The sequence below is a fragment of the Cystobacter fuscus DSM 2262 genome (assembly GCF_000335475.2).
Taxonomy (GTDB): Bacteria; Myxococcota; Myxococcia; order Myxococcales; family Myxococcaceae; genus Cystobacter; species Cystobacter fuscus.
Genome location: NZ_ANAH02000027.1, coordinates 71,429 through 92,173 on the forward strand (window position 1 = coordinate 71,429; position 20,745 = coordinate 92,173).

The following is a 20,745-nucleotide window of genomic DNA, read 5'->3' on the forward strand; positions in this document are numbered from 1 at the left end:
GCGCGCTTGGGTCTCGGTGAAGACAAGAAGGTTCTGCTGGAGAAGTACGGCCCCTACGTCCGGTCGTTGGCTTCGACCGTGCGCAAGCAGTTCTCCGCCCAGCTCGAACTGGATGAGCTCCTCGCCTATGGCCAGATCGGCCTGCTCGAGGCGGCGGACCGTTTTGACCCCAAGATGGGGGCCAACTTCCTCACATTCGCCCACTACCGCATCAAGGGCGCCATCTACGATGGCCTCAGAAAGATGGGAGTGCTCAAGGGGGGTGACGCGCGCGGCGCCTACATGGGCGAGCGCGCCACGGCCTATTTGGGAAATCTTTCGGATCGTGAGCAGGGAGGAGGCAACCGCGGAGGGTCCATCGACGATGATGTCATGGAGATTTCCAACGCGGTGGCGGGGCTGGCGATGGTGTTCGCCACCAGCCTCGAGGGCTCGGATGCCCTGGGCTTCACGGACGAGTCCCTGCCGGCGGACCAGCGGCTGGAGCTGGAGCAGCAGCGGGTGAGGGTGAGGGCGGCCATCGAGAAGCTGCCGGAGAAGGAGCGCCGGCTGCTGCAGGGCTACTACTTCCAGGGCAAGACGCTGGAAGAGGCGGGCGCGGAGATTGGGCAGTCGAAGAGCTGGGCGTCGCGGCTGCATGCGCGCGCCATCGAGCGGCTCAAGGAGCTTTTGAACGAGGAGGAACCTTCCTCCCCCGAGGATTCAAGGAGGCAGTCACATGGCGGGTCCAATGGCCGGCGTGTCGGCGGCGCAGATCGCCCAGCAGAAGTCCCAAGACCAGGGCGCGCAACAGGTCAATAAGCAGGGCGCCTCGAAGTTCGACGCGGCCCTGGCCAACAAGACGCAGGGCGTGGAGCAGGTGCAGGGCGCCCAGGCCACCCAGGCGACTCAGGCCACCCAGCGCGCCGACCAGGTGCGTCAGGCCGAGGCCATCGACAAGACGAACAAGGCGGCGTTCAACAAGGCCAACCCCGCCGGCCAGGAGCCCGCCACCGCCAAGGGCGCCCAGGCCGTGGACGCCAAGCCCGAGACCAGCAAGGCCAGCGCGATGATCTCCCACGTGGTGAGCGAGCTGGAGCGCGGCCAGGTCAACATGGAGAAGCTCATCCAGTCGGGTGCGTCCGGGAAGACCTTCTCCAACGCGGAGCTGCTGTCGCTCCAGGCCGGCATGTACAAGTACACGCAGGAACTGGATCTGACGAGCAAGGTGGTCGAGAAGGCCACGAGCGGTCTGAAGGACACGCTCAAGACCCAGGTCTAGCAGGCAACCCGCCTGGCGGTCGTTGTCTTCCGAGGGCGTCTCCTCTAGCGAGGGGGCGCCCTCGGGCGTTGCGGGTCTTTCCAGAGCAGCTCTTGTTGGAAGCACGCCGCCCCATCTAAGCTACGCGCCGCCCATGACGCTCCGACCGTACGCGCTCGCGGCCCTCCTCGTTCTCGCGCTGGGGACTGGCTGCACCATTGATCTGCAACACGAACTGACCGAACAGGACGCCAACGAGATCTACGTCCTGCTCAGCAAGAACGGCATCGCCGCCACCAAGCTGAAGGAAGAAGGCGGCAACGAGCTGCGCTTCCGGATCCAGGTGCCCAAGGCGGACGCGGCCCAGGCGGCCGAGCTGTTGCGCGCGTACTCGCTGCCTCGCCCGATGGAGGCGGGGCTCAACCACTTCGCCAAGGGTGGCATGGTGCCCACCGCCACCGAGGAGCGCGCCATGTTGCTCAAGTCGCTCGGCGGCGAGGTCTCCAACGCCCTCAATCAGATCGACGGCGTGCTGGAGGCCCGGGTCATCGTGATGATTCCGGAGAACAACGATCTCACCCAGCCGGAGAACAAGCCGCTGCCCTCGGCGTCGGTGTTCATCAAGTACCGGCCGGGGCCCAAGAACGAGCCGCCCATCAAGCGCGAGGACATCCAGCAGTTCGTCTCCACGTCGGTGCCGGAGCTCAAGCCCACGGCGGTGACGGTGCTGCTCACACCGGCCATTCCTCCCGACGCGGAGGTGGGCCCGGAGAGCCGGCTGCAGGACGTGATGGGCATGCGCATGACGGCCTCCAGCTTGAGCCAGTTCCGGATGATGGCGGCGGTGGCCGTGCTGCTCATCCTGGCCTCCATCGGTCTGGCGGCCTGGCCGCTCATCCGCGGAGGCGGGGGCGCCGCGGCGGCACGGGCCCGCGCGAAGCGGGATTGATGCGAGCCCCCCGCGTGGTTCGTCTGCGACGTCTCTCTCGAGTGGGGTGACCGTTGGACCAGTTCTTCACCTCGCTGAGCAAGCGACAGCTGATGATGCTCCTGACCGCCATCACCTTCGGGGGTCAGGAGGGCGTCGCCGCGCTCGAGCATCTGCCCGAGGACGAGGCGGAGCTGCTGGTGCATCGCGCCCAGGGCATCCTCCAGATTCCGCGCGACAAGCGCATTCCGCTGCTGGTCCAGGAGATCAAGCGGCTGGTGAAGGATCGGCGCGGGCAGCTCTGGAGCGCGGATCCCGAGCGGCTGGCGGCGCTGCTCAAGCGCGAGCGCGGCGCGCTGGTGGAGGTGATGCTGCGCGCGCTGCCCGGGCCGCTCGCCGAGGCGGTGCGCTCGTACCTGCCCAACACGCGCCAGGTGAAGCTCACGCGCGAGGTGCGGCCTCAAATCCTCGACATCGTGCGCTGGAAGCTGGAGGAGCGCCTCGCCCGCGATGCCTCGGCGCACGTGCCCTTCAAGTTCACCGACGTGCTGATGCTCCAGGCGCGTGAGTTGCTCACGGTGTGTGATCGCCTCGGAGCGCGCGTGCTGGGCCCGGCCCTGGCCGGCGTGCCGGAGGCGGAGCGGGAGGCGGCCTTCGCGCAGCTTCCGCCCCACATGCGCCAGCTCTCCGTGCGCGCCGTGACGGCCAATGCCCCCCGCCGGCTTCCCGAGGAGGAGGCCCACGCGCAGCTCGCGCAGTACGGGGGCATGGAGAACCTGGCCGCGGCCATCCGGGGCGCCGGGGTGCACCGGCTGGCGCGCGCGAGCGTGGCCCAGTCCGCCGAGTTCGCCGCCCGCCTGGTGGAGAAGCACCGCGGGGAGTTCGGGCAGATCCTCGCGAAGTGGGTGCGCGAGGAGCGCGCCAAGCCGACGAGCCGCGGGGATGGGGGCCGCACCGACATCGTCACCGACCTCGAGCGGCTCGCGGCCCGAGGGCTCATCGATCGGCCCGTCCGGCTGAGCCCGCCCCGTCCGCCGGCCCTCGGTCCCCCGCCCGCGATGAAGGGGGCTCCGGTGCCGCGCCGGTCTTCCGTGGCCGTGCCCGCGCCCGCGCTCACGTCCGGGGGGCAGCGCAGGGATCCCATCGCCGAGCGCGAGGCGCGCCGGGCGGGCGCCGCCAGCCTCAGCTACGCGGACCGGCAGAAGGCGCTCGTCGCGCCCGAGCCCGCGCGCGTGAGCCGGGGCTCGCCCCTGCCCCGGGGGACCCGGGACGGGGTGCAGAGGGCCGTGGATCCGGGGGGCGCCACGCTGCCGCCCCGCCGCTCCCGGGTCAACGAACAGCCGGCCGTTTCCGTCTCGGACGCGGAGGGCTCGCGCATCTTCCGCTCCCCGCTGGCGCGCACGCAGAGCCGGGGCGTCGTCCTGCCCCCCGCGCCCCGGGACGCCGCCGAGCGCCCTCCCCGGGTGGTGGGCACCAATCCGGGGGGCCGGCGCGAGGACACCCAGTCCGGGAGGGGCGAGCGACCTCGGCCGGGGGGCGCGAGTGGGCGTGGACCTCGGGGCGGAACGCGCTAGCATCCCCGCGACAAGGAGCTTTCCATGGCAGTTGGCAAGGTGATCAAGGGCGATTCGGGGTCGGAGCCATTGCCCGGTGGGGATCGGCCCTCGCTGCGTGCGCCGCGTCCCGGCGTGATGAACGCCGAGGTCTTCGAGGCCCGGCAGTCGGCCCAGGTCATCCTCGAGGAGGCGCAGCGGGAGAAGGAGCGCATCCTCGCGGAGGCCCAGCGCGAGCGCGAGGATCTGCTCGCCAAGGCGCGCGATCAGGGCCGCCAGGAGGGCCTGTCCCAGGTCACCGAGCTCATGGTGCGCGCGAAGATGCACGCGGGGGAGCTGCTCGCCCAGCAGGAGCGGGACGTCGTGGCGCTGGCGTGCAGGATCGCCGAGAAGATCATCGGCCGGGACGTGGAGCGCGACCCCTCGTTGCTCGCGGAGATCTGCGCCAGGGCCATCGAGGAGCTGCGCAACGCGCGGGCGGTGGTGCTCCGGGTGAACCCCAAGTCGGCGGCGGTGCTGCGCGCGCGCAAGGCGGAGCTCATGGAGCTCATCGGCCGGGCGGTGGACGTGGCCATCCGCGAGGATCCGGACGTGGCCCCCGTGGGCTGCATCGTGCAGACGGAGTTCGGCACGGTGGACGCGCAGCTGCCCACCCAGTTCGAGATGCTCCAGAACGTGCTGTTACCTGATCAGGGCAGGAAGGAAGGCCCCGCGTAAGCCATGGCCATCGATCTCTCGCACTACTCCGCCCTCATCAAGGAAGCGCCGCTGTTCCGGGTGCGCGGCCGCGTCACCGAACTGACGGGCCTGGTCGTCAAGGCGAGCGTGCCCGGCGTGCGCGTGGGCGAGCTGGTCATCATCAAGGGCCATGGGGGCCGCGCCTCGGTGAAGGCCGAGGTGGTGGGCTTCCAGGGCGACGAGGTGATGCTCATGCCGCTCGGCGAGCTGTTCGGCATCGGCCCGTCCAGCGAGGTCATCCCCACGGGCCGGCCGCTGTCCATCAAGTGTGGCTACGAACTGCTCGGGCGCGTGCTCAACGGCATTGGCGAGCCCATGGATGGCATGCCCCTGCCGGAGGGGCTGCCGGACTGGTCGGTGGACCGGGACTGTCCAGACCCCTTCACGCGCCAGCGCATCGAGCGGCCCCTGCCCCTGGGCGTGCGCTGCATCGACGGACTGCTCACGGTGGGCGAGGGCCAGCGCGTGGGGCTCTTCGCCGGCTCGGGCGTGGGCAAGTCCACGCTCATGGGGCAGATCGCGCGCAACACCAAGGCGGACCTGTGCGTGGTGGCGCTCATCGGCGAGCGTGGCCGCGAGGTGCGTGAGTTCATCGAGGACGCCATGGGCGAGGAGGGCATGAAGCGCTCCGTGCTGGTGTGCGCCACCTCGGACCAGCCCAGCCTCGTGCGTCTGCGCGCCGCCTACGTCGCCACGGCCATCGCCGAGTTCTTCCGCGAGCGCGGCGGCAACGTGCTCTTCATGCTCGACACGGTGACGCGTCTGGCGCGTGCCCAGCGTGAGATCGGCCTCGCCATCGGCGAGCCTCCGGCGCGCCAGGGCTATCCGCCGAGCGTCTTCTCCATGCTGCCGCGCATCCTCGAGCGCACGGGCAACTCGCAGAAGGGCAAGTGCACCGCCATCTACACCTGCCTCGTGGCCGGCGGTGACATGGAAGACCCCATCGCCGACGAGGTCCGCGGTATTCTCGACGGCCACTACATCCTCAACCGTGCCCTGGGCGAGCGCAACCAGTGGCCCGCCATGGACGTGCTCGTCAGCCTCTCGCGTGTGATGAGCCACATCGTCTCCAAGGAGCACAAGAAGGCGGCGGGCAAGCTGCGCGAGACGCTCTCCACCTACGAGAAGCAGCGCGACCTCATCCTCCTGGGCGCCTACCAGTACGGCACGGATCCGCGCACCGACTACGCCATCGACAAGTACGACGCGATCATCGACTTCCTCAAACAGGACACCGACTCCAACAGCCCCTTCGAGGTGACGGTGCAGAAGCTCATCGAGCTCTTCGAGGAGTAACGCGCTCGCGCCGTTTGGAGATAGGATGAGGGCACCATGCCCCCCTATCGATTGCAGACCTTGATCGAGATGCGCGAGCGCGCGAAGGAGGAGGCCGAGCAGGCCTTCTCCGCCGCCGTCAAGGCCCTGGCGAAGGAGAAGGAAGAGCTGCAGCGTCTCGAGGAGGAACTCGTGACGCGCAAGGCCATGCGCAAGCAGAAGGTCCAGGAGTACCTCCAACAGGTGATGGCCAAGGGCGTCACCGGCATTGGCGGCTTCAACCAGATGAACCGCTACGAGGAGCGTCTCAAGGACGAGGAGGCGCAGCTCGCCCTGGAGGTCGAGCGCCAGAAGGACGCCGTCATCACCGCCGAGAAGCTCGTGGAGCAGCGGCGCCGGGAGATGGCCGAGGCGGCCAAGGAGCTCAAGGCCATCGAGAAGCACAAGGAGAACTGGAAGAAGCAACTCAAGGAAGAGCGCGACAAGCGGGAGGAAATGAACCAGGAGGAGATCGGGAACACCTTGTTCATGATGCGCCAGCGAAAGTAGACTCGGGCCCCCCCAGGTGGTGAAGCGATGAGCCGAGTCGAAGACGATCGTCAGGCGGAGAGAGCCGCTGAGCTGCGGGCCCAGGAGAAACGGCTCCAGGAGGCGAAGGCCAAGCAGCGTCAGGAAGGCGCCTCCGCGTTCTCCAAGCTCGTGGGGCAGCAGAAGGACGCCCAGAGCGCTCAGCAGCAGAAGGCCACCCAGACCCCTCCCCAGTCGCTGGGCAAGTCCGTCCTCGCCCGCCTCCAGGAGGGCAAGGGCGGCGACGTGCGCGGCCTGCAGCGCCAGACGGGCAAGGCCGAGGCGGACTCCGTCGCCGAGGGGCGTCAGAAGGACTTGTCCCAGGGGACGCAGGAGACCCAGGCCCGGCAGGGCGATCAGGGCGTGCTGCGCTCGCGCGTCGAGTCGCGCTCGGCGGACACCCGCGCGGCCGACGAGCTCTTGCTCAAGCGCGGCGAGGAGTCCGAGCAGAGCAACGAGACCGCGGCCGCGGGGGCCCAGACGAGCCGGAGCAAGGGCGCGCTCAAGACGGACGCGGACGGTGGTGGCAAGGGTGGGGGCGACGAGGGCAAGGACAAGAAGGACGGGGAGCTGGCGGCGGGCTTCCGCTTCAACCCGGCGCTGATGGCGCCCGTGCCCGTGGCGCAACCCAAGCCCAACACGGGCTCGGAGCGGCTGCGCGCCATCGCCAATGAGATCGCCCAGAAGATCGTCGAGCGGGTGCGCGTGGGCACCAACGCCGCGGGCAACGCGGAGTTCCAGATCGAGCTGCGCGGCGACGTGCTCAGCGGCCTGTCCATCAAGCTCAGCGCGAAGAACGGGAAGATCCACGCCGTCTTCAGCGGCAAGGACCGGGACGTGCTCAAGATGCTCGAGGGGCAGCGTGAGGGTCTCAAGAACGCCCTGGCGAGCCGGGGCCTCACGCTCGAGGACATGAGGGTCGAGGCCAAGACATGAGCCTCGATACGGATGACGGGCCGGGTGAGGAGCGCACGATGGTGGTCGATGCGCGCAAGCTCAAGCCCCGCTCATCGAAGCCCTGGAAGCCCCACGTCTTCCCCCGTCTGGAGAAGGTCTCCCTCACGGAAACCCGGCTGCTCGAGCGGCTCACGTGGCTCAAGCCCGGGGCCGAGGCCGTGGAGGCGCTGGGCGAGCGCTTCAAGGCCATCTTCGACACCCAGGTCGGCTTCGGCCTGGAGTCGTCGCGGGTGCTCGGCTCGGGCGAGCTGCGCCGTGTGCTCGCCGAGCCCACCTTCCTGTGCTTCCTGGTGCCCGGAGGGCATCGCGGACGCGCGGTGCTGGAGGTCGAGCTGTCGCTGGCGCACGCGGCGGTGGATCTGCTCCTGGGCGGCGCCGGCGAGACCGTGGGCCTGCGGCCCCTGACGGACATCGAGGAGGGCGTGGCGAGCTTCGTCGTGCTCGAGGCGATCCGCGCCCTGATGCCGGGGACGGAACCCCAGCAGGGCCGGCTGCGGCTGGAGGGCGTGGCGCGCGGGGTGGACGAGGCGGTGTCGCGGCTGAGCGAGGAGGCCCAGGTGGCGGTGCTCCAGCTGCGCGCCCGGCTCGGCACCCAGGAGGGCATGGTGCGCCTGTTCCTGCCCGCCAGCGTGTTGGAGAGCCTGACGCCGGAGCCCGCGCCCGAGCAGCGGCGCTCGCTGCTGCGCATGGACATGGAGGCCCACTTGAGCCGCCTGTCCTCGGTGCGCACCTGGCTGCGCGCGGAGATCGGCCTGGCGGAGATCAGCCACCACGACCTGGCGAGCCTCCGGGTGAAGGACGTGGTGCTGGTGGACGAGTTCTCGGCCCGGCCGGACCAGGGCGCGGAGGGCACGGCGCGGCTGTTCCTGGGCCTCGGCCGCAAGGGCTTCCTGGCCTCGGAGGTCTTCGTCGAGGACGGCCTGTACCAGGCGCGCATCACCGAGGTGGTGCTCACCGAGCCGTCTCATCTGGATCGGCGGGTCCCCTCCGAGTCGGACGAGGCCGCGGCGGAGGCCCTGAGCGGCTCGGATGATGAGGCCAGCGGGGAGGGGGAGGAGTACACCAACCCCGAGTCGGACAACCCCACGGCGGAGAGTGGAGAGATGGAAGACCAGATGGATGCAGGCGACCTGCTGGGTGACATCCCGTTGCAGATTTGCGTGGAGCTCGCCCGGGTGCCGGTGACGGCGGATGACGTGGTGTCGCTGCGGGCGGGCCAGGTCGTCGAGCTGCACCGCGCGCCGGGCGAACCCGTGGACCTGTCGGTGAACGGCAAGGTGGTGGCACGGGGTGAACTGGTGGAGATCGAGGGCCAGCTGGGTGTGCGCATCCTCTCGCTCGCCGGCTGAGGCCCCGCTCCCAGGCAGGCAGGCGAGGCGCAAGGGCAGGGGGGCCCGTGGCGGTCTCCCGTGCAATGAACTAGCCTCGCGGCCCACCATGGCCGTCCCATCCGTTTTCTCCGCGCGTCATGTCCTGGCGCTCTGCGCCTGCCTTTGGCTGGCACCGTCGGCCCGGGCCGAGGAGCCCACTGCCGTGCCCGCCGCCGAGCTCGCGCTCCCGCCGTCCGGCGTGTCCGCTCCCGCGAGCGCCGTGGAGGGCGCCGCTCCGCCGTCGGCACCGGTCGAGGTGCCACCCGAGTCCGATCTGACGTCCGGCGTGGAGGCGCCCACCGAGAGCCTCGGGTGGATGCTCATGCGCACGCTGGTGGTGTTCGGCGGGGTGATGGCCCTCATCTACCTCACGCTCAACGTGGGCCTGCGCAAGCTCATGGGCTTGCAGGGCGTGCCCGTGGGGCAGCAATCGGTGGTGTCGGTGGTGGAGCGCCTGGCGTTGGATCAGCGCCGCACCCTCTTCGTGGTGAAGGCCGCGGGCGAGTACCTGCTGGTGGGCGGTGGCGAGAATGGCCTGCAGCTGCTCTCGAAGCTCGACACCGGGGCGGTGGAGAACATCCGCTCCGCGCCGCCTCCGTCCAACGTGATGCCGCTGTCCCCCTTCCTCAAGAAGCTCATCGCCCGTCGCGACGCCACTCCGCCGGGTTCCACCCCTCCGAGCGTCCCCCGTCCGCCGGACGCCGCCTGAAGAGCCGACCCGTGAGAGTCATGCCCAGCGTTCGCCTCCCCGTCCCGCGTCTCAAACCCTGGCTGTTCGGCCTGGTCTTTGCGTTGGAGCCCGTCCTCGCCTTCGCCGCCAGGCGCGGTGGCTCGGGCCCGGACTCCGCCGTGGCCGTCGAGTCGGTCAACCCCGAGTCCTTCGCCTCGCGGCCGCTCGTGCTCATGCTGGCGCTGGCCGCGCTGTCGCTCGTCCCCTTCGTGTTGATGATGGTGACGAGCTTCGTGAAGATCTCCGTGGTGCTGTCCATCGTGCGCCAGGCGCTGGGCACCCAGCAGATTCCGCCCACCCAGGTCATCACCGGCCTGGCCATCATCCTCACCATCTACATCATGGCGCCGGTGGGTCAGGCCATGTACCGGGCGGCCGAGGTGGACATCATGGCCAAGGGGCCCAGCCTCCTGTCCTCGGAGTCGGTGGGCACCCTGCTGGAGGCGGCCAACAAGGCCAAGGAGCCCCTGCGCGCCTTCCTCAACAAGAAGATCACCGCCAAGGATCGCTCGCTCTTCTTCAACCTGGCCAGGCTGCGCGCCACCGAGGAGGACCGCGCGGCCCTCACCGAGCGGGACTTCATGATCATCATCCCCGCCTTCGTGGTGTCCGAGCTCAAGCAGGCCTTCCAGATCGGCTTCCTGCTCTTCGTGCCCTTCCTGGCGGTGGACATGGTGGTGGCCAACATCCTCCAGGCGCTGGGCATGAACCAGCTGTCGCCCACCACCGTCTCCATGCCCTTCAAGCTGCTCCTCTTCGTGGTCGTCGACGGCTGGTACCTCATCGCCAAGGGCCTCGTCGTCGGCTACCTGTGAGACGCCCATGAATCAGCTCACGAGCATCGTCCAGCAAGGCCTCACCCTGGTCATCATGGTGTCGCTGCCCCCGGTGTTGATGGCCCTGATGGTGGGTCTCATCATCGCCGTCTTCCAGGCCACCACGCAGATCCAGGAGCAGACGCTCTCGTTCGCGCCCAAGCTCATCACCGTGTTCCTGCTGCTGGCGCTGATGGGCCCGTGGATGGGCAGCCAGTTCGCGCGCTTCACCATCCTCATCTTCGAGCAGTTCCCCGTGCTCATCCGATGAACGTCTCCGAAGTCATCGCCCGGCTGACCGAGCAGGCCAACTTCTCGCTCGCCATCTTCACGATGGGCCTGCTCATGTGCCGGATCATGCCGGTGCTGGTGCTCTCGCCGTTGCTCGGCGAGGAACAGGTGCCTCCGGAGATCAAGATGGGCGTGGGCATCACGCTCTCCGCGGTGATGTTCCCCCTGGTGCGCCACCGCATCGGGGCGCTGCCCACCAGTTCGCTGCCCTACATCGCGCTCCTGCTCAAGGAGATCTTCATCGGGGTGTCGCTCGCGCTCATCGTCAGCAAGGTGTTCGAGGCGGCGCGCGTGGCGGGCAACCTCGCCGACTCCATGGCGGGCACCAACAGCGCGCAGCTCCAGGCGCCGCTGGTCAACGACAAGGTGACGCTGCTGGCCAACCTCAAGGGGCAGCTGTCGGTGGTGATGTTCTTCACCCTCAATGGCCACCACCTGATCATCCAGGCGATCGCCGAGAGCCTCGAGATCGTCCCGTTGGACCGCTTTCCGCGCTTCAGCTCGGGCTCGTGGCCCTTCTTCGAGCTGTTCATCCGCTCCTTCGCGGACATCCTCACCATCGCCATGGCGCTGGCCGCGCCCACCCTGCTGACGGCCTTCGTGACGGACGTGGCGCTGGGCGCCATCAACCGCATGGCGTCCCAGGTGCAGGTGTCCTTCCTCGCCCAGTCCCTCAAGCCCCTGGCCACGGTCGTCGTCACCTCCATCGCCTTGAGCCTCATCATGGGCCGCATGCAGCAGGAGTTCGTCCACATGCTGGCCCTGCTTCGCGACGCGCTGCGCCTGCTCGGTTGAGCCGGGGAAACGCTCCATGTCCGACGAGAAAACAGAAGAACCCTCACAAAAGAAGCTCGATGACGCCCGGAAGAAGGGCCAGGTCTGGAAGAGCAAGGACCTGACGGGCGTGGCCGGACTGGTGGTGGGCCTGGGCGTCGTCAAGGGGATCTGGTCCACGTTCGAGCAGAAGATCACCGAGCTCTTCCACTTCAGCTTCGAGCACATCGCGCACCCGGAGGACATCCAACAGGCGACCTACCAGCTCGCCTCCCTGACGCTGCAATCCATCTTGCTGGTGTCCCTGCCGGTGGTGTGCGCGGTGGCCATCATGGGCGGCCTGCTGGACTTCCTCCAGGTGGGCGCGCTCTTCACGATGGATCCGCTCATCCCCAAGCCGGAGAAGCTCAACCCCATCGAGGGCGCCAAGAACCTCATCTCCAAGAAGACCATCGTCGAGATCATCAAGAACGTCCTGAAGATGACGGTGGCCGGCTACGTGACGTACGGGGCGCTCAAGGGCGCCATGCCCATGGTGATGGAGTCGGTGCGCCGCGACGTGCACGTGACGCTGTTCATCATGGGCGAGCTCATCTTCATCGTCGCCACGCGCGTCGTCATGGTGTTCTTCCTCTTCTCCATCTTCGACGTCTGGTGGCAGCGCAAGGCGTACATGAAGGACCAGATGATGTCGAAGGAGGACGTGAAGAAGGAATACAAGGAGAGCGAGGGCGATCCGCACCAGAAGGCCCACCGCAAGCAGGTGGCGCACGAGATGCTGGAGGAGGCGCAGATGCACGCGGTGCAGAGCGCGGACGTCATCGTCACCAACCCGGACCACGTCGCCGTGGCGCTCAAGTACGACAAGGAGAAGGACACGGCGCCGCGGGTGATCGTCAAGGGGCTGGACTCCAGGGCCGAGCGCATCAAGGCGCTCGCGCGCGAGCGGGACGTGCCCACGCTGCGCAACGTGCCCCTGGCGCATGCGCTGTTGCGCGTGGACGTGGGCGAGGAAGTCCCCGAGCAGCTCTATGATGCCGTCGCCGAGGTGCTCAACTTCGTCTACGGCCTGAAGAACGACACGCCCGCGGCGCGGGCCTGAGAGGCACTCCCATGAACGACGATGTCGAGATGGCGATCGCGCTCCAGTACGACAAGGACAAGGACGCGGCGCCGCGCGTGGTGGCCAAGGGGCTGCGCCTCAAGGCGGAGAAGATCCGGGAGATCGCCCGCCAGAACAACATCCCCCTCATGAAGAACGTGGCGCTCGCCAACGCCCTCTACCGGGTGGACGTGGGCCAGGAAGTGCCCGAGGAGCTCTACGACGCGGTCGCGGAGATCCTCAACTTCGTCTACGAGTTGCAGCGCGCCGGGCAGGCAGGCGGCAAGCGCTGAGGGGTAGGGGCTGGACGGCACCGCCCCTCCTGGAGTGAAATCCGCCCCCGCCATGGCCAAAATCAACAACCAACCCCCCCGAGCGCCACTCTGGCCCTGGGGGGGACCCCGCGCGGTTCGCGAGAAGCTGGTCGAGCCCTCGCAGTTCGACCGCAAGAAGCGCAAGGCTGGCAACCCCAAGAATCCAGCGCTCGCCTCGGCGGCCCTGCTGGACTTCATCGGTCCGGCGCACTCCTCGGAGGAGCTGCGGCTGCCCACGCCTCCCCAGCCCCGGGGCCATGACGCGGACCTCGAGGGCTTCTCGGACCGGCCCTTCCTGGGCAGCGTGGCGGGCCGCGCGGACACCGAGCAGCGGCAGTTGCTCGAGCGCAGCCTGTCGCTCATCAACACGACGCCCGAGCGCATGGAGCGCCTCAAGGGCCTGTTGCAGCGCGAGGCGCAGATGCTCTCGCTCGTGAGCCAGGTGCACGCCGACATCCAGGACATCCAGCGCCGCATGCGCGAGGAGCAGCAGGAGGAGGGGTACTAGTCGATGGCCACCGCACAGCGCGTGAACAACAACCAGGACGAGGCGAAACTCGCCGCTCAGCTCCAGCGGTGGGCCGAGGGCAAGGCGACGCTGCGCGACGTGCGCGGCTACACCGACGAGGAACTCTACGCCATCGCCAAGACGGCCTACGTCTTCTTCTACCAGGGCCGCATCGCCGAGGCGCGCACCCTCTTCCAGGGGCTCTACGCCGTCAACCCGGCGGACGGCTACTTCGCCAAGGCGCTCGGGGTGGTGGAGATGGCCGCCGGCAACGCGCAGGGCGCCCTGGCCGCCTACGACGTCGCCCTCAAGCTGGATGGCCGTGACGCCCAGGCCTACGTGGGCCGCGCCGAGGTCCGGCTGTCGCTCGGGCAGCGCTCCCAGGCGGTGGAGGATCTGCGCCGCGTGGCCTCCCTGCTTCCCGAGCAGGAGCCCCTGGCCCAGAAGGCCGCCGCGATCCTCAGCGGACTGCTCCAGCGGTGAGTGGCCCGAATATTGCGCTGTGAGAAGTAAATTCCCGGGCGGCAAGCTTGATCGGTTAGTTCGTTTCTTCCTAGTATGACCGCTGACTTCCCCAGGAAGTCTCATCCCCCCCCTTGAAGAGGCCTGTTCATGGCGAAAGGCAAGTCGAAGTCAGAGTACGCGGTCCCGGTCGAGCCGCCCGAACTGGTGGCGAAGCGGGATCGGCTTCTGGCTGCGCTCGAGAAGCAGGCCGGTACGGCCAAGGGGACGGCGCAACCCGTGATGCGCAAGATGTACGAGCTGCTCGCCAACACCAAGGTGGGCGCGCCGTTCAGCATGAACCTCTACGTGGACGTGAAGAACGCCTTCGTGCGCTTCATGAAGGATCCCGTCCTTCCGCCTCCGCCCATCATCATGGAGTGCGTGGAGTTCATGCAGGAGCGGCTCGTCACGGTGGGCTTCTCCGGGCAGATGGAGTGGCCCGAGGGGGCGCCGCCGGTGCCCGCGGCCTTCTCCAAGGTGAACCTCGCCGAGGGGGTTCCCACGAAGTCGGCCGGGGCTTCGAAGTCGGCCCCCGCGCCCAAGCGGGCCCGGGGTGCCCAGGATGGTTTCGAGAGCCCCCCTCGCCGGGCGCCCGTCGTCGCTCAGCTGGACGGGCATGTCCCCGAGCCCATCACGCCCAAGACCGAGACCCAGCAGCTCGATTCCTTCAAGACGTGGATCCAGAGCCCTGATCTCGGAAAAACGAAGGGTTAGCCCCCCCCCCAAGAGTGCCCGGCGGCCCCGGGAAAAGCCGGAGGAAATCAGCAGGAAACTCCGGAGCGCATGGGCCGATAATCAGTTTGTAGGCAGTTTGCTTCGCCCCCCCCGATTTCGGCCCCGACAGAGGGCCTGAGGAGAACACCATGGGTTCCTTGATGGGTATTGTCGGCAACGCGCAGGGTGGTATCGGCGGTCTGTCCGCGGCTCAGAACCAGATGCTCGCGAACGCCCCCGCGGAGATGAAGCCCTTCCTCGAGGCGCAGATGAAGATGCAGAAGGAGCAGGAGCTTCTGCAGCTCATCACCCAGATGATGAAGCAGATGCACGAGATGGCGATGTCCGTCATCAAGAACATCGGCGGGTAGTCGCTTCTCCATCAAGCGAGCTTCCAGAACCGGCCTCGTATGGTCCTCCCGTCAGGGGGGGCTCCATACGGGGCCGGTTCTTTTTTTCGTGCCTGGGGTCCGTGTCGGCTTCTTCCGGTGGTGCCGCCCTCGCGCTCCCAGGAGCCCGAAAAATGGGTGGAGAAAATCAGCAGGAAACTCCGGAGCGCGTGGGCCGATAATCAATTTGTAAGCTGTTTGTTTCCCCCCCGATTTCGGCCCCGACAGAGGGCCTGAGGAGAACACCATGGGTTCCTTGATGGGTATTGTCGGCAACGCGCAGGGTGGTATCGGCGGTCTGTCCGCGGCTCAGAACCAGATGCTGGCGAACGCCCCCGCGGAGATGAAGCCCTTCCTCGAGGCGCAGATGAAGATGCAGAAGGAGCAGGAACTTCTGCAGCTCATCACCCAGATGATGAAGCAGATGCACGAGATGGCGATGTCCGTCATCAAGAACATCGGCGGGTAGTCGCTCCTCCAGCAAGCGAGCTTCCAGAACCGGCCTCGTATGGCTCTCCCCTCGGGGGGAATCCATACGGGGCCGGTTTCGTTTCGTTTCCCCTGTGGCCGCTCGTGGGGGGCCTCCGTCGGGTCATCGTTCCCAATCGTTCCCGGTGGTTTCCGAAACTTTTGGAAATCGCATTTAAATGCACCGGAAACTCGGGCACTCAGATTCCGATAATCTGTTTGTAGGGTCGCTGTCGGTCCCCCCATCAATCAACTCAGCCCCGAGCGGGCTGGAGGAAAAATCCCATGTCTTCCATCAAGGACATCAGCAACGTTGCTCGTGGTGTCATGACGGCTCTGCCCCAGCAGCAGAATGTGTTGTCCGCAGCGCAGGCGCTGCAGACGGCCCAGGGGTTGCTCAATGAGCTGGGGTCGCAACTGGCCGGCATCGGCCAGGGGACGACCACCACGACCACCACCACGACGACGACCACCACCACCACGAGCACCACGGCGGCGGGTGCGGCGGGCGTGCCTGGCTCGGCGGATCAGCTCTTCCCCCCCAACCGCTCGATCATGGACATCTTCAACGCGGTCGTGGGGACCTCGGGTCCGTGCACGCCGGCCAGTCCTTCGCCGACCGACTCGAGCCACCCCTCGGGCAGCCTGAAGACGAGCCCCAACGGCGTCATCACCACCCCCGGTGGCTACAAGATCGAGGCGACGAGCCAGCACGAGTGGAAGATCACCGGTCCGGACGGCAAGTCCACGCGCGTGTGGGGTGACCCGCACGTCGACGAGGGTGACGGCGGCAAGTGGGACTTCAAGCGCGACAGCACCTTCGTGCTCGGCGATGGCACCCGCATCAACGTCTCCACCGTGCCCGCGGACAACAACATGACCGTGACCGGCGGCCTGGAGATCATCTCCGGCAACGACCGGGTGAAGGTCACGGACATCGACAAGGGCAAGGGCAAGGTCGGCAACGTCACCCAGGACGGCTACGCGCACGCCAACAGCTTCGGCGGCAAGGACGTGTTCGTCATGGGCAAGGAGACCGACGACTGGTCCTTCCAGGGCAAGGAGGTCATCGGCAGCAACAACGGCGGTGAGTCCTTCAAGCTCGGCAACGAGCTCAAGCCCGGCGCCGCCACCCCCAATGGCAACACCGGCATCGTGCCGCCCAAGGCCGGCAACACCTACCTCGACAAGCTCAGCAACCTCTTCGGCCAGCTGTCGCGCGTGTTCGAGACGCTCAGCAAGCTCACCAAGCAGCTGCAGAACCGCAACCCGTTCGAGTCGCAGCGCCCGACCCCCCGCCCGCTGCCCTGGCTGCAGAACCGCCAGAACCAGCTGCAGACCAGCTTCCAGGACATCGGCCGCATGATGGATCGCATGATGGCCCTGGAGCAGCTCCGCCAGAGCATCAGCCAGTTCCGGCCGCGTTACTAATTCGACGTCCTCACGCTAGACTCGCAAGGCGGGAAAGTCCTCGAGGCTTCTCCCGCCTTCTTTTTTCTCCCCATCTTCTCCCCATGGGTACTTCCATGAGCAATTCCCAGCAGAAGCCCGCGTCCAAAACGCTCGCCATTCCCGCGGATGCGGGGGAGCGACTCGTCCTGGGAGAAATCTCCCCGGCGGAGTTCCTCGGCATTCCCCGCGATCGCCTCTATGAGATCGCCACCCGCGGCCACGAGCTGCTCGTCACGGGCAAGCTCAAGGATGCCCTGGAGATCTTCAAGGGGCTCGTGGCGGCCTCGCCCCATGACAGCGTCTTCCACTGCAACCTGGCGGCGGTCTACGTCCAGCTCGAGCAGATCCCCGAGGCCATGGAGGAGTACACCCGGGCGATCGAGCTCAACATCGGCAACGTGGATGCGCTGGTGGGGCGCAGCGAGCTGTTCCTGCGCGAGAACCGCGTCGTCGAGGCGCTCCAGGACATCAAGTCCGTGCTGAAGTACGACCCCGAGGGCAAGCGCGAGAACACCAAGCGCGCCCGCATCACCCTGGCGTCGCTGCAGAGCGCGGCGGATGCCGCTTCCAAGTCGTAGCCGTCCCGCCCGCCTGGAGGAGGGGGCGCTCTTCCCCGCTCCCTCTTCCCGGGTCCTCCCGGAGTTTTCGCGGGGCTACTGGCGCCGGTAGATCGTCGCGAGTGCCGTGCCCCAGTCCGTGCGCATCACCTTCATCTTCACGAAGGCGAACGCCGGGGTCTTGATGGTCTGCCCCGCCAGGACGACCCGCGCGCCGGGGCGCAGCTCCTCGAGCTTGTGGGTGAGCTGCTCCATCGTCTCCTGCGGGTAGCACGTGCCGTGCGCGAACAGCACGTCGGCGGAGGAGAGATCCTGCTCGAGGAAGTCCCCGTCGATGAACTCGATGCGCTGCTGGGCGTACTCGGCGGGCAGTTGGGGCCGCACCTCGGCCTCGTAGCGGGCGAGCACCTTTCGCGCCGCGTCTCCCAGTCCGGGGAACAGCTCGATGCCCACCACCCGGCTGAAGGGGAAGGTGAGCGCCGCCAGGAGGGTGGCCTTGCCCGTTCCCGAGCCGAGATCGAAGAAGACCTCCCCGGGCCCGGGTGCGGCCTCGTTGAGCACGTCGTGGAAGGCCAGGGGGACCACCTCGCCATAGGTGGTTCCCGCTTCCTGCAGGCCCGTGCGTTCCTTCTCGTGCCGGGCGATGTCGTAGCCGGAGAAGCCAGAGTAGAGCTGCTCGAAGATCTCCTGGGCGCGCGTGATGTCCATGGGGGCCATCCTAGACCGCCGGACTGGCTCGTCGAGGAGGCTTCCGCCCGTTCGCGCGGGCGTAGTATGGTCCCGGTCGCCTGTTTTTCCGGACTGCACCCACCATGGCGAACTCCGACTCCCAGAAACCCGACCTGCTCGTGAATGCCATGCAGGCCTTCCTTCTGTACGAACAGGGGCGGTACGACGAGGCCCGTGTCCTCTTCGAGGAACTGGCGGAGCGGGATGCCACGGAGGGGTATTACCGCACGGCGCTCGGGGCCATCTGCCTGGCGATGGACGGCTTCGACAAGGCGCTGGAGTATTTCAACCAGGCGCTGCAGCTCAACCCCGAGGACACGGCCGCGCTCATCAACCGCGGCGAGGTGCACCTGCGGCTGGGCAACACGCTGGAGGCGGCGCGCGACTTTTCTCGCGTGGTGGAACTGGATCCCGACAACCAGGATCCCCTCACCGAGCGGGCGCGGGTGCTGGCCGACGCGGCGTGGCAGAGCGCGGAAGACGCCCAGCGGGACCTGGGGGAGGTCCAGGAAGGGTAGGGCCCCGCTTCACGCTCGTCCGCTCCGGGACGGGCCGAGCATGACGAGCCCCTGGTGGGGGGGAGGCTTGGGAAAGAGACGGGGTCTCGCTAGTATCGCGGGCCGCATGTCCGCCCAGAGCAACGGCTTTCTCTCCAAATACTCCGACATCGTCCTCGCAGTCGTGGTGGTGGCCATCATCGGGATGCTCATCGTCCCGCTGCCCACGTTGCTGCTGGACGTGCTGCTCACCCTGAACATCAGCATCTCCGTGGTGCTGTTGCTCATCTCCCTCTACGTGCCGCAGGCGCTACGGTTGTCGGTGTTCCCGACCCTGTTGCTCATCACCACGATGTTCCGGTTGGCGCTCACCGTCTCCACGACGCGTCTCATCCTGCTGACGGGAGACCCGGGAGAAGTGGTCGAGGCGTTCGGCCACTTCGTGGTCCAGGGCAACATGGTCGTGGGTCTGGTCATCTTCGTCATCCTCGTCATCGTGAACTTCATCGTCATCTCCAAGGGCAGCGAGCGCGTGGCGGAAGTGGCCGCGCGCTTCACCCTGGACGCGATGCCCGGCAAGCAGATGTCCATCGACGCGGACATGCGCGCGGGTTCCATCGACCAGGACGAGGGCAAGCGCAAGCGCCGCGACCTGGAACGCGAGAGCCAGTTGTTCGGCGCCATGGACGGCGCGATGAAGTTCGTCAAGGGCGACGCCATCGCGAGCATCATCATCACCGTCATCAACATCGTGGGCGGCCTCGTCATCGGCGTGATGCAGAAGGGCATGGACGTGGCGAGCGCGGCGACCAAGTACACGCTGCTCACCATCGGTGACGGTCTGGTCGGCATGATTCCCGCCATCCTCATCTCCACCTGCGCCGGTATCATCGTGACGCGCGTGGGCGGCGACGAGGAGGGCCAGCACCTCGGCCATGACGTGGGCAGCCAGTTGACCGCCTACCCCAAGGCGATCGCCATCGCCGCCGCCATGCTCTGCGTGCTCGGCTTCATCCCGGGTCTGCCCAAGATTCCCTTCTTCATCCTCGGTGGGCTCGCCGGCTACGCCTCGTGGAACATGATGAAGAAGGAGAAGGCGGTGGCGGCGGGCGAGGACACCGGCGGCATGGCGCTGCCGGGAGAGGCGGCCGCGGGCGAGACGCCGGCCGCCGTGGAGCCCGCGCCCAAGGAGCCCATCAACCCGGACTCCGAGCTCTTCATCCCCGTTGTCACCCCCATCGTGCTGGAGGTGTCCGACGCGCTGGTGCCCTACGTGGACTCGCGCCAGGACAACGGCAAGTTCCTCTTCGAGCTCATTCCCTTCATGCGCGATGGTCTCTTCGTGGAGCTGGGCGTGCGCTTCCCCGGCGTGCGCGCCCGCGGCAACCCGAACCTGTCGCCCGGCGCCTACCAGATTCAAATCAACGAGGTGCCCGTGGTGACGGGACAGGCCACCATCGGCCACGTGCTCGTCAATGACACGGTGGAGCGCCTGAAGCTCATGAGCATCCAGGGCTTCGAGGCGATCAACCCCGCCACCCGTCAGCCGGCGGCGTGGGTGCCCGAGGAGCACAAGGAGACGCTGGAGGCCGCGGGGCTCACCACCTGGGACGTGCCCGGCTACATCATCCTCCACCTGGCGGCCATCCTGCGCCGCCAGGCGCGCGAGTTCATCGGCGTGCAGGAAACGCAGTCCATGTTGGATCAGCTCGAGAAGGCCTTCCCCGCCATCGTCAAGGAGGTGGTGCCCAAGGTCATCAACGTGCTCAAGCTCACCGACATCCTCGCCCGGCTCGTGGAGGAGGAGATCTCCGTGCGCGACATGCGCAGCATCCTCCAGTCGCTCGCCGAGTTCGGCCAGGTGGAGGCCGACAACGTGATGCTCACCGAGCACGTGCGCGCGAGCCTGCGGCGCTACGTGTCCCACAAGTTCGCGCGCGGCACGGGCACGCTCGTGGTCTACCTGTTGGATCCGCAGATCGAGGAGGCCATCCGCAACTCCATCAAGCGCACCTCCGCGGGCACCCACCTGGCCCTGGAGCCGGACATCGCCCAGGAAATCGTCCAGGCCGTCAAGGCCGAGTGCGGACACCTGCCGCCCAGCGCCCAGCGTCCCATCATCCTCACCGCGATGGACATCCGGCGCTACGTGCGCAAGCTGCTCGAGTACGAGTTCAACCCGCCCTTCTCCGTCGTCAGCTTCCAGGAGCTGTCCCCGGACCTCAACATCCAGCCCGTGGCCCGTATCTCCACGCGCTGAGTGTCCCCGGCGA

At 67.6% G+C, this 20,745-nt stretch carries 25 protein-coding genes; 24 read left to right on the plus strand and 1 reads right to left on the minus strand.

Features of this window, described 5'->3' with window-relative positions:
* The first annotated feature begins 6 nt into the window (after positions 1-6).
* From D187_RS34365 to D187_RS34470, 22 genes are all read left to right on the plus strand, one after another.
* The gene (locus D187_RS34365) at positions 7-801 is read left to right on the plus strand and encodes a sigma-70 family RNA polymerase sigma factor (RefSeq protein ID WP_002624767.1); all 795 of its coding nucleotides are present in this window, start codon (positions 7-9) and stop codon (positions 799-801) included.
* Complete coding sequence (locus D187_RS34370) at positions 719-1,261, plus strand: EscF/YscF/HrpA family type III secretion system needle major subunit (protein WP_245591897.1); 543 nt, start codon at positions 719-721, stop codon at positions 1,259-1,261. Before D187_RS34365 ends, D187_RS34370 begins: the two co-directional genes overlap by 83 nt.
* 133 nt (positions 1,262-1,394) lie before the next feature.
* Complete coding sequence (locus D187_RS34375) at positions 1,395-2,189, plus strand: hypothetical protein (RefSeq protein ID WP_002624769.1); 795 nt, start codon at positions 1,395-1,397, stop codon at positions 2,187-2,189.
* A gap of 53 nt (positions 2,190-2,242) precedes the next feature.
* On the plus strand, positions 2,243-3,742 hold the full coding sequence (locus tag D187_RS34380; protein ID WP_002624770.1) for a hypothetical protein: 1,500 nt from the start codon (positions 2,243-2,245) through the stop codon (positions 3,740-3,742).
* Positions 3,743-3,766: 24 nt separating this feature from the next.
* On the plus strand, positions 3,767-4,438 hold the full coding sequence (locus D187_RS34385; protein WP_002624771.1) for a FliH/SctL family protein: 672 nt from the start codon (positions 3,767-3,769) through the stop codon (positions 4,436-4,438).
* A gap of 3 nt (positions 4,439-4,441) precedes the next feature.
* Complete coding sequence (gene sctN, locus D187_RS34390; protein ID WP_002624772.1) at positions 4,442-5,755, plus strand: type III secretion system ATPase SctN; 1,314 nt, start codon at positions 4,442-4,444, stop codon at positions 5,753-5,755.
* A 36-nt stretch (positions 5,756-5,791) separates the two neighbouring features.
* Positions 5,792-6,283: a type III secretion protein gene (locus tag D187_RS34395; RefSeq protein WP_002624773.1), complete on the plus strand. Its 492-nt coding sequence runs from the start codon at positions 5,792-5,794 to the stop codon at positions 6,281-6,283.
* 27 nt (positions 6,284-6,310) lie between these two features.
* Entirely contained in the window at positions 6,311-7,237 is a 927-nt protein-coding gene (locus D187_RS34400; protein WP_002624774.1) for a flagellar hook-length control protein FliK, read from the plus strand.
* Entirely contained in the window at positions 7,234-8,607 is a 1,374-nt protein-coding gene (gene sctQ, locus D187_RS34405; protein ID WP_002624775.1) for a type III secretion system cytoplasmic ring protein SctQ, read from the plus strand. Before D187_RS34400 ends, sctQ begins: the two co-directional genes overlap by 4 nt.
* 184 nt (positions 8,608-8,791) lie before the next feature.
* A complete protein-coding gene (locus D187_RS34410; protein ID WP_002624776.1) occupies positions 8,792-9,337 on the plus strand; it encodes a flagellar biosynthetic protein FliO in 546 nt (181 codons plus the stop codon).
* A 20-nt stretch (positions 9,338-9,357) separates the two neighbouring features.
* A complete protein-coding gene (gene sctR, locus D187_RS34415; protein ID WP_002624777.1) occupies positions 9,358-10,173 on the plus strand; it encodes a type III secretion system export apparatus subunit SctR in 816 nt (271 codons plus the stop codon).
* A gap of 7 nt (positions 10,174-10,180) precedes the next feature.
* Positions 10,181-10,444 carry a flagellar biosynthesis protein FliQ gene (fliQ, locus tag D187_RS34420; protein ID WP_002624778.1) on the plus strand — a complete coding sequence of 88 codons (264 nt, stop codon included), beginning with the start codon at positions 10,181-10,183 and terminating at the stop codon, positions 10,442-10,444.
* Positions 10,441-11,259, plus strand: coding sequence for a flagellar biosynthetic protein FliR (locus D187_RS34425; protein WP_002624779.1), 819 nt, complete (start codon positions 10,441-10,443; stop codon positions 11,257-11,259). The genes fliQ and D187_RS34425 overlap by 4 nt, the downstream gene beginning before the upstream one ends.
* A gap of 16 nt (positions 11,260-11,275) precedes the next feature.
* Entirely contained in the window at positions 11,276-12,340 is a 1,065-nt protein-coding gene (gene sctU / locus D187_RS34430; RefSeq protein WP_002624780.1) for a type III secretion system export apparatus subunit SctU, read from the plus strand.
* An 11-nt stretch (positions 12,341-12,351) separates the two neighbouring features.
* Positions 12,352-12,633 (plus strand): EscU/YscU/HrcU family type III secretion system export apparatus switch protein, encoded by a 282-nt coding sequence (locus D187_RS34435; RefSeq protein WP_002624781.1) that lies wholly within the window; start codon positions 12,352-12,354, stop codon positions 12,631-12,633.
* Between the two features lie 52 nt (positions 12,634-12,685).
* Positions 12,686-13,162 (plus strand): hypothetical protein, encoded by a 477-nt coding sequence (locus D187_RS34440; RefSeq protein ID WP_002624782.1) that lies wholly within the window; start codon positions 12,686-12,688, stop codon positions 13,160-13,162.
* A 3-nt stretch (positions 13,163-13,165) separates the two neighbouring features.
* Positions 13,166-13,645, plus strand: a complete 480-nt coding sequence (locus D187_RS34445; RefSeq protein WP_002624783.1) for a tetratricopeptide repeat protein — start codon at positions 13,166-13,168, stop codon at positions 13,643-13,645.
* Positions 13,646-13,774: 129 nt separating this feature from the next.
* Complete coding sequence (locus D187_RS34450; RefSeq protein WP_020918477.1) at positions 13,775-14,380, plus strand: hypothetical protein; 606 nt, start codon at positions 13,775-13,777, stop codon at positions 14,378-14,380.
* Positions 14,381-14,529: 149 nt separating this feature from the next.
* The gene (locus D187_RS34455) at positions 14,530-14,751 is read left to right on the plus strand and encodes a hypothetical protein (protein ID WP_020918478.1); all 222 of its coding nucleotides are present in this window, start codon (positions 14,530-14,532) and stop codon (positions 14,749-14,751) included.
* 265 nt (positions 14,752-15,016) lie between these two features.
* Positions 15,017-15,238 carry a hypothetical protein gene (locus tag D187_RS34460; RefSeq protein ID WP_020918478.1) on the plus strand — a complete coding sequence of 74 codons (222 nt, stop codon included), beginning with the start codon at positions 15,017-15,019 and terminating at the stop codon, positions 15,236-15,238.
* A gap of 284 nt (positions 15,239-15,522) precedes the next feature.
* Entirely contained in the window at positions 15,523-16,668 is a 1,146-nt protein-coding gene (locus tag D187_RS50805) for a DUF1521 domain-containing protein (RefSeq protein ID WP_020918479.1), read from the plus strand.
* A gap of 95 nt (positions 16,669-16,763) precedes the next feature.
* Positions 16,764-17,267: a tetratricopeptide repeat protein gene (locus D187_RS34470; RefSeq protein WP_002625001.1), complete on the plus strand. Its 504-nt coding sequence runs from the start codon at positions 16,764-16,766 to the stop codon at positions 17,265-17,267.
* Positions 17,268-17,342: 75 nt separating this feature from the next.
* Here D187_RS34470 and D187_RS34475 read toward each other — a convergent pair whose 3' ends face one another.
* Positions 17,343-17,954: a class I SAM-dependent methyltransferase gene (locus tag D187_RS34475; protein ID WP_002624999.1), complete on the minus strand. Its 612-nt coding sequence runs from the start codon at positions 17,952-17,954 to the stop codon at positions 17,343-17,345.
* Between the two features lie 104 nt (positions 17,955-18,058).
* Here D187_RS34475 and D187_RS34480 point away from each other — a divergent pair, with 104 nt between their 5' ends.
* Both D187_RS34480 and sctV read left to right on the plus strand, forming a co-directional pair.
* Positions 18,059-18,493, plus strand: coding sequence for a tetratricopeptide repeat protein (locus D187_RS34480; protein ID WP_002624997.1), 435 nt, complete (start codon positions 18,059-18,061; stop codon positions 18,491-18,493).
* A gap of 106 nt (positions 18,494-18,599) precedes the next feature.
* Complete coding sequence (sctV, locus tag D187_RS34485; protein ID WP_002624994.1) at positions 18,600-20,732, plus strand: type III secretion system export apparatus subunit SctV; 2,133 nt, start codon at positions 18,600-18,602, stop codon at positions 20,730-20,732.
* The last annotated feature ends 13 nt before the right edge of the window (positions 20,733-20,745 follow it).

Coding starts and splice junctions, on each gene's coding strand:
- D187_RS34395 (WP_002624773.1), top strand. CDS start 5,792: ATGCCCCCCTATCGATTGCAGACCTTGATCGAGATGCGCGAGCGCGCG.
- D187_RS34460 (WP_020918478.1), top strand. CDS start 15,017: ATGGGTTCCTTGATGGGTATTGTCGGCAACGCGCAGGGTGGTATCGGC.
- D187_RS34425 (WP_002624779.1), top strand. CDS start 10,441: ATGAACGTCTCCGAAGTCATCGCCCGGCTGACCGAGCAGGCCAACTTC.
- sctR (WP_002624777.1), top strand. CDS start 9,358: ATGCCCAGCGTTCGCCTCCCCGTCCCGCGTCTCAAACCCTGGCTGTTC.
- sctN (WP_002624772.1), top strand. CDS start 4,442: ATGGCCATCGATCTCTCGCACTACTCCGCCCTCATCAAGGAAGCGCCG.
- D187_RS34400 (WP_002624774.1), top strand. CDS start 6,311: ATGAGCCGAGTCGAAGACGATCGTCAGGCGGAGAGAGCCGCTGAGCTG.
- sctV (WP_002624994.1), top strand. CDS start 18,600: ATGTCCGCCCAGAGCAACGGCTTTCTCTCCAAATACTCCGACATCGTC.
- D187_RS34480 (WP_002624997.1), top strand. CDS start 18,059: ATGGCGAACTCCGACTCCCAGAAACCCGACCTGCTCGTGAATGCCATG.
- D187_RS50805 (WP_020918479.1), top strand. CDS start 15,523: ATGTCTTCCATCAAGGACATCAGCAACGTTGCTCGTGGTGTCATGACG.
- sctU (WP_002624780.1), top strand. CDS start 11,276: ATGTCCGACGAGAAAACAGAAGAACCCTCACAAAAGAAGCTCGATGAC.
- sctQ (WP_002624775.1), top strand. CDS start 7,234: ATGAGCCTCGATACGGATGACGGGCCGGGTGAGGAGCGCACGATGGTG.
- D187_RS34450 (WP_020918477.1), top strand. CDS start 13,775: ATGGCGAAAGGCAAGTCGAAGTCAGAGTACGCGGTCCCGGTCGAGCCG.
- fliQ (WP_002624778.1), top strand. CDS start 10,181: ATGAATCAGCTCACGAGCATCGTCCAGCAAGGCCTCACCCTGGTCATC.
- D187_RS34475 (WP_002624999.1), bottom strand. CDS start 17,954: ATGGACATCACGCGCGCCCAGGAGATCTTCGAGCAGCTCTACTCTGGC.
- D187_RS34455 (WP_020918478.1), top strand. CDS start 14,530: ATGGGTTCCTTGATGGGTATTGTCGGCAACGCGCAGGGTGGTATCGGC.
- D187_RS34445 (WP_002624783.1), top strand. CDS start 13,166: ATGGCCACCGCACAGCGCGTGAACAACAACCAGGACGAGGCGAAACTC.
- D187_RS34375 (WP_002624769.1), top strand. CDS start 1,395: ATGACGCTCCGACCGTACGCGCTCGCGGCCCTCCTCGTTCTCGCGCTG.
- D187_RS34435 (WP_002624781.1), top strand. CDS start 12,352: ATGAACGACGATGTCGAGATGGCGATCGCGCTCCAGTACGACAAGGAC.
- D187_RS34370 (WP_245591897.1), top strand. CDS start 719: ATGGCGGGTCCAATGGCCGGCGTGTCGGCGGCGCAGATCGCCCAGCAG.
- D187_RS34385 (WP_002624771.1), top strand. CDS start 3,767: ATGGCAGTTGGCAAGGTGATCAAGGGCGATTCGGGGTCGGAGCCATTG.
- D187_RS34440 (WP_002624782.1), top strand. CDS start 12,686: ATGGCCAAAATCAACAACCAACCCCCCCGAGCGCCACTCTGGCCCTGG.
- D187_RS34470 (WP_002625001.1), top strand. CDS start 16,764: ATGAGCAATTCCCAGCAGAAGCCCGCGTCCAAAACGCTCGCCATTCCC.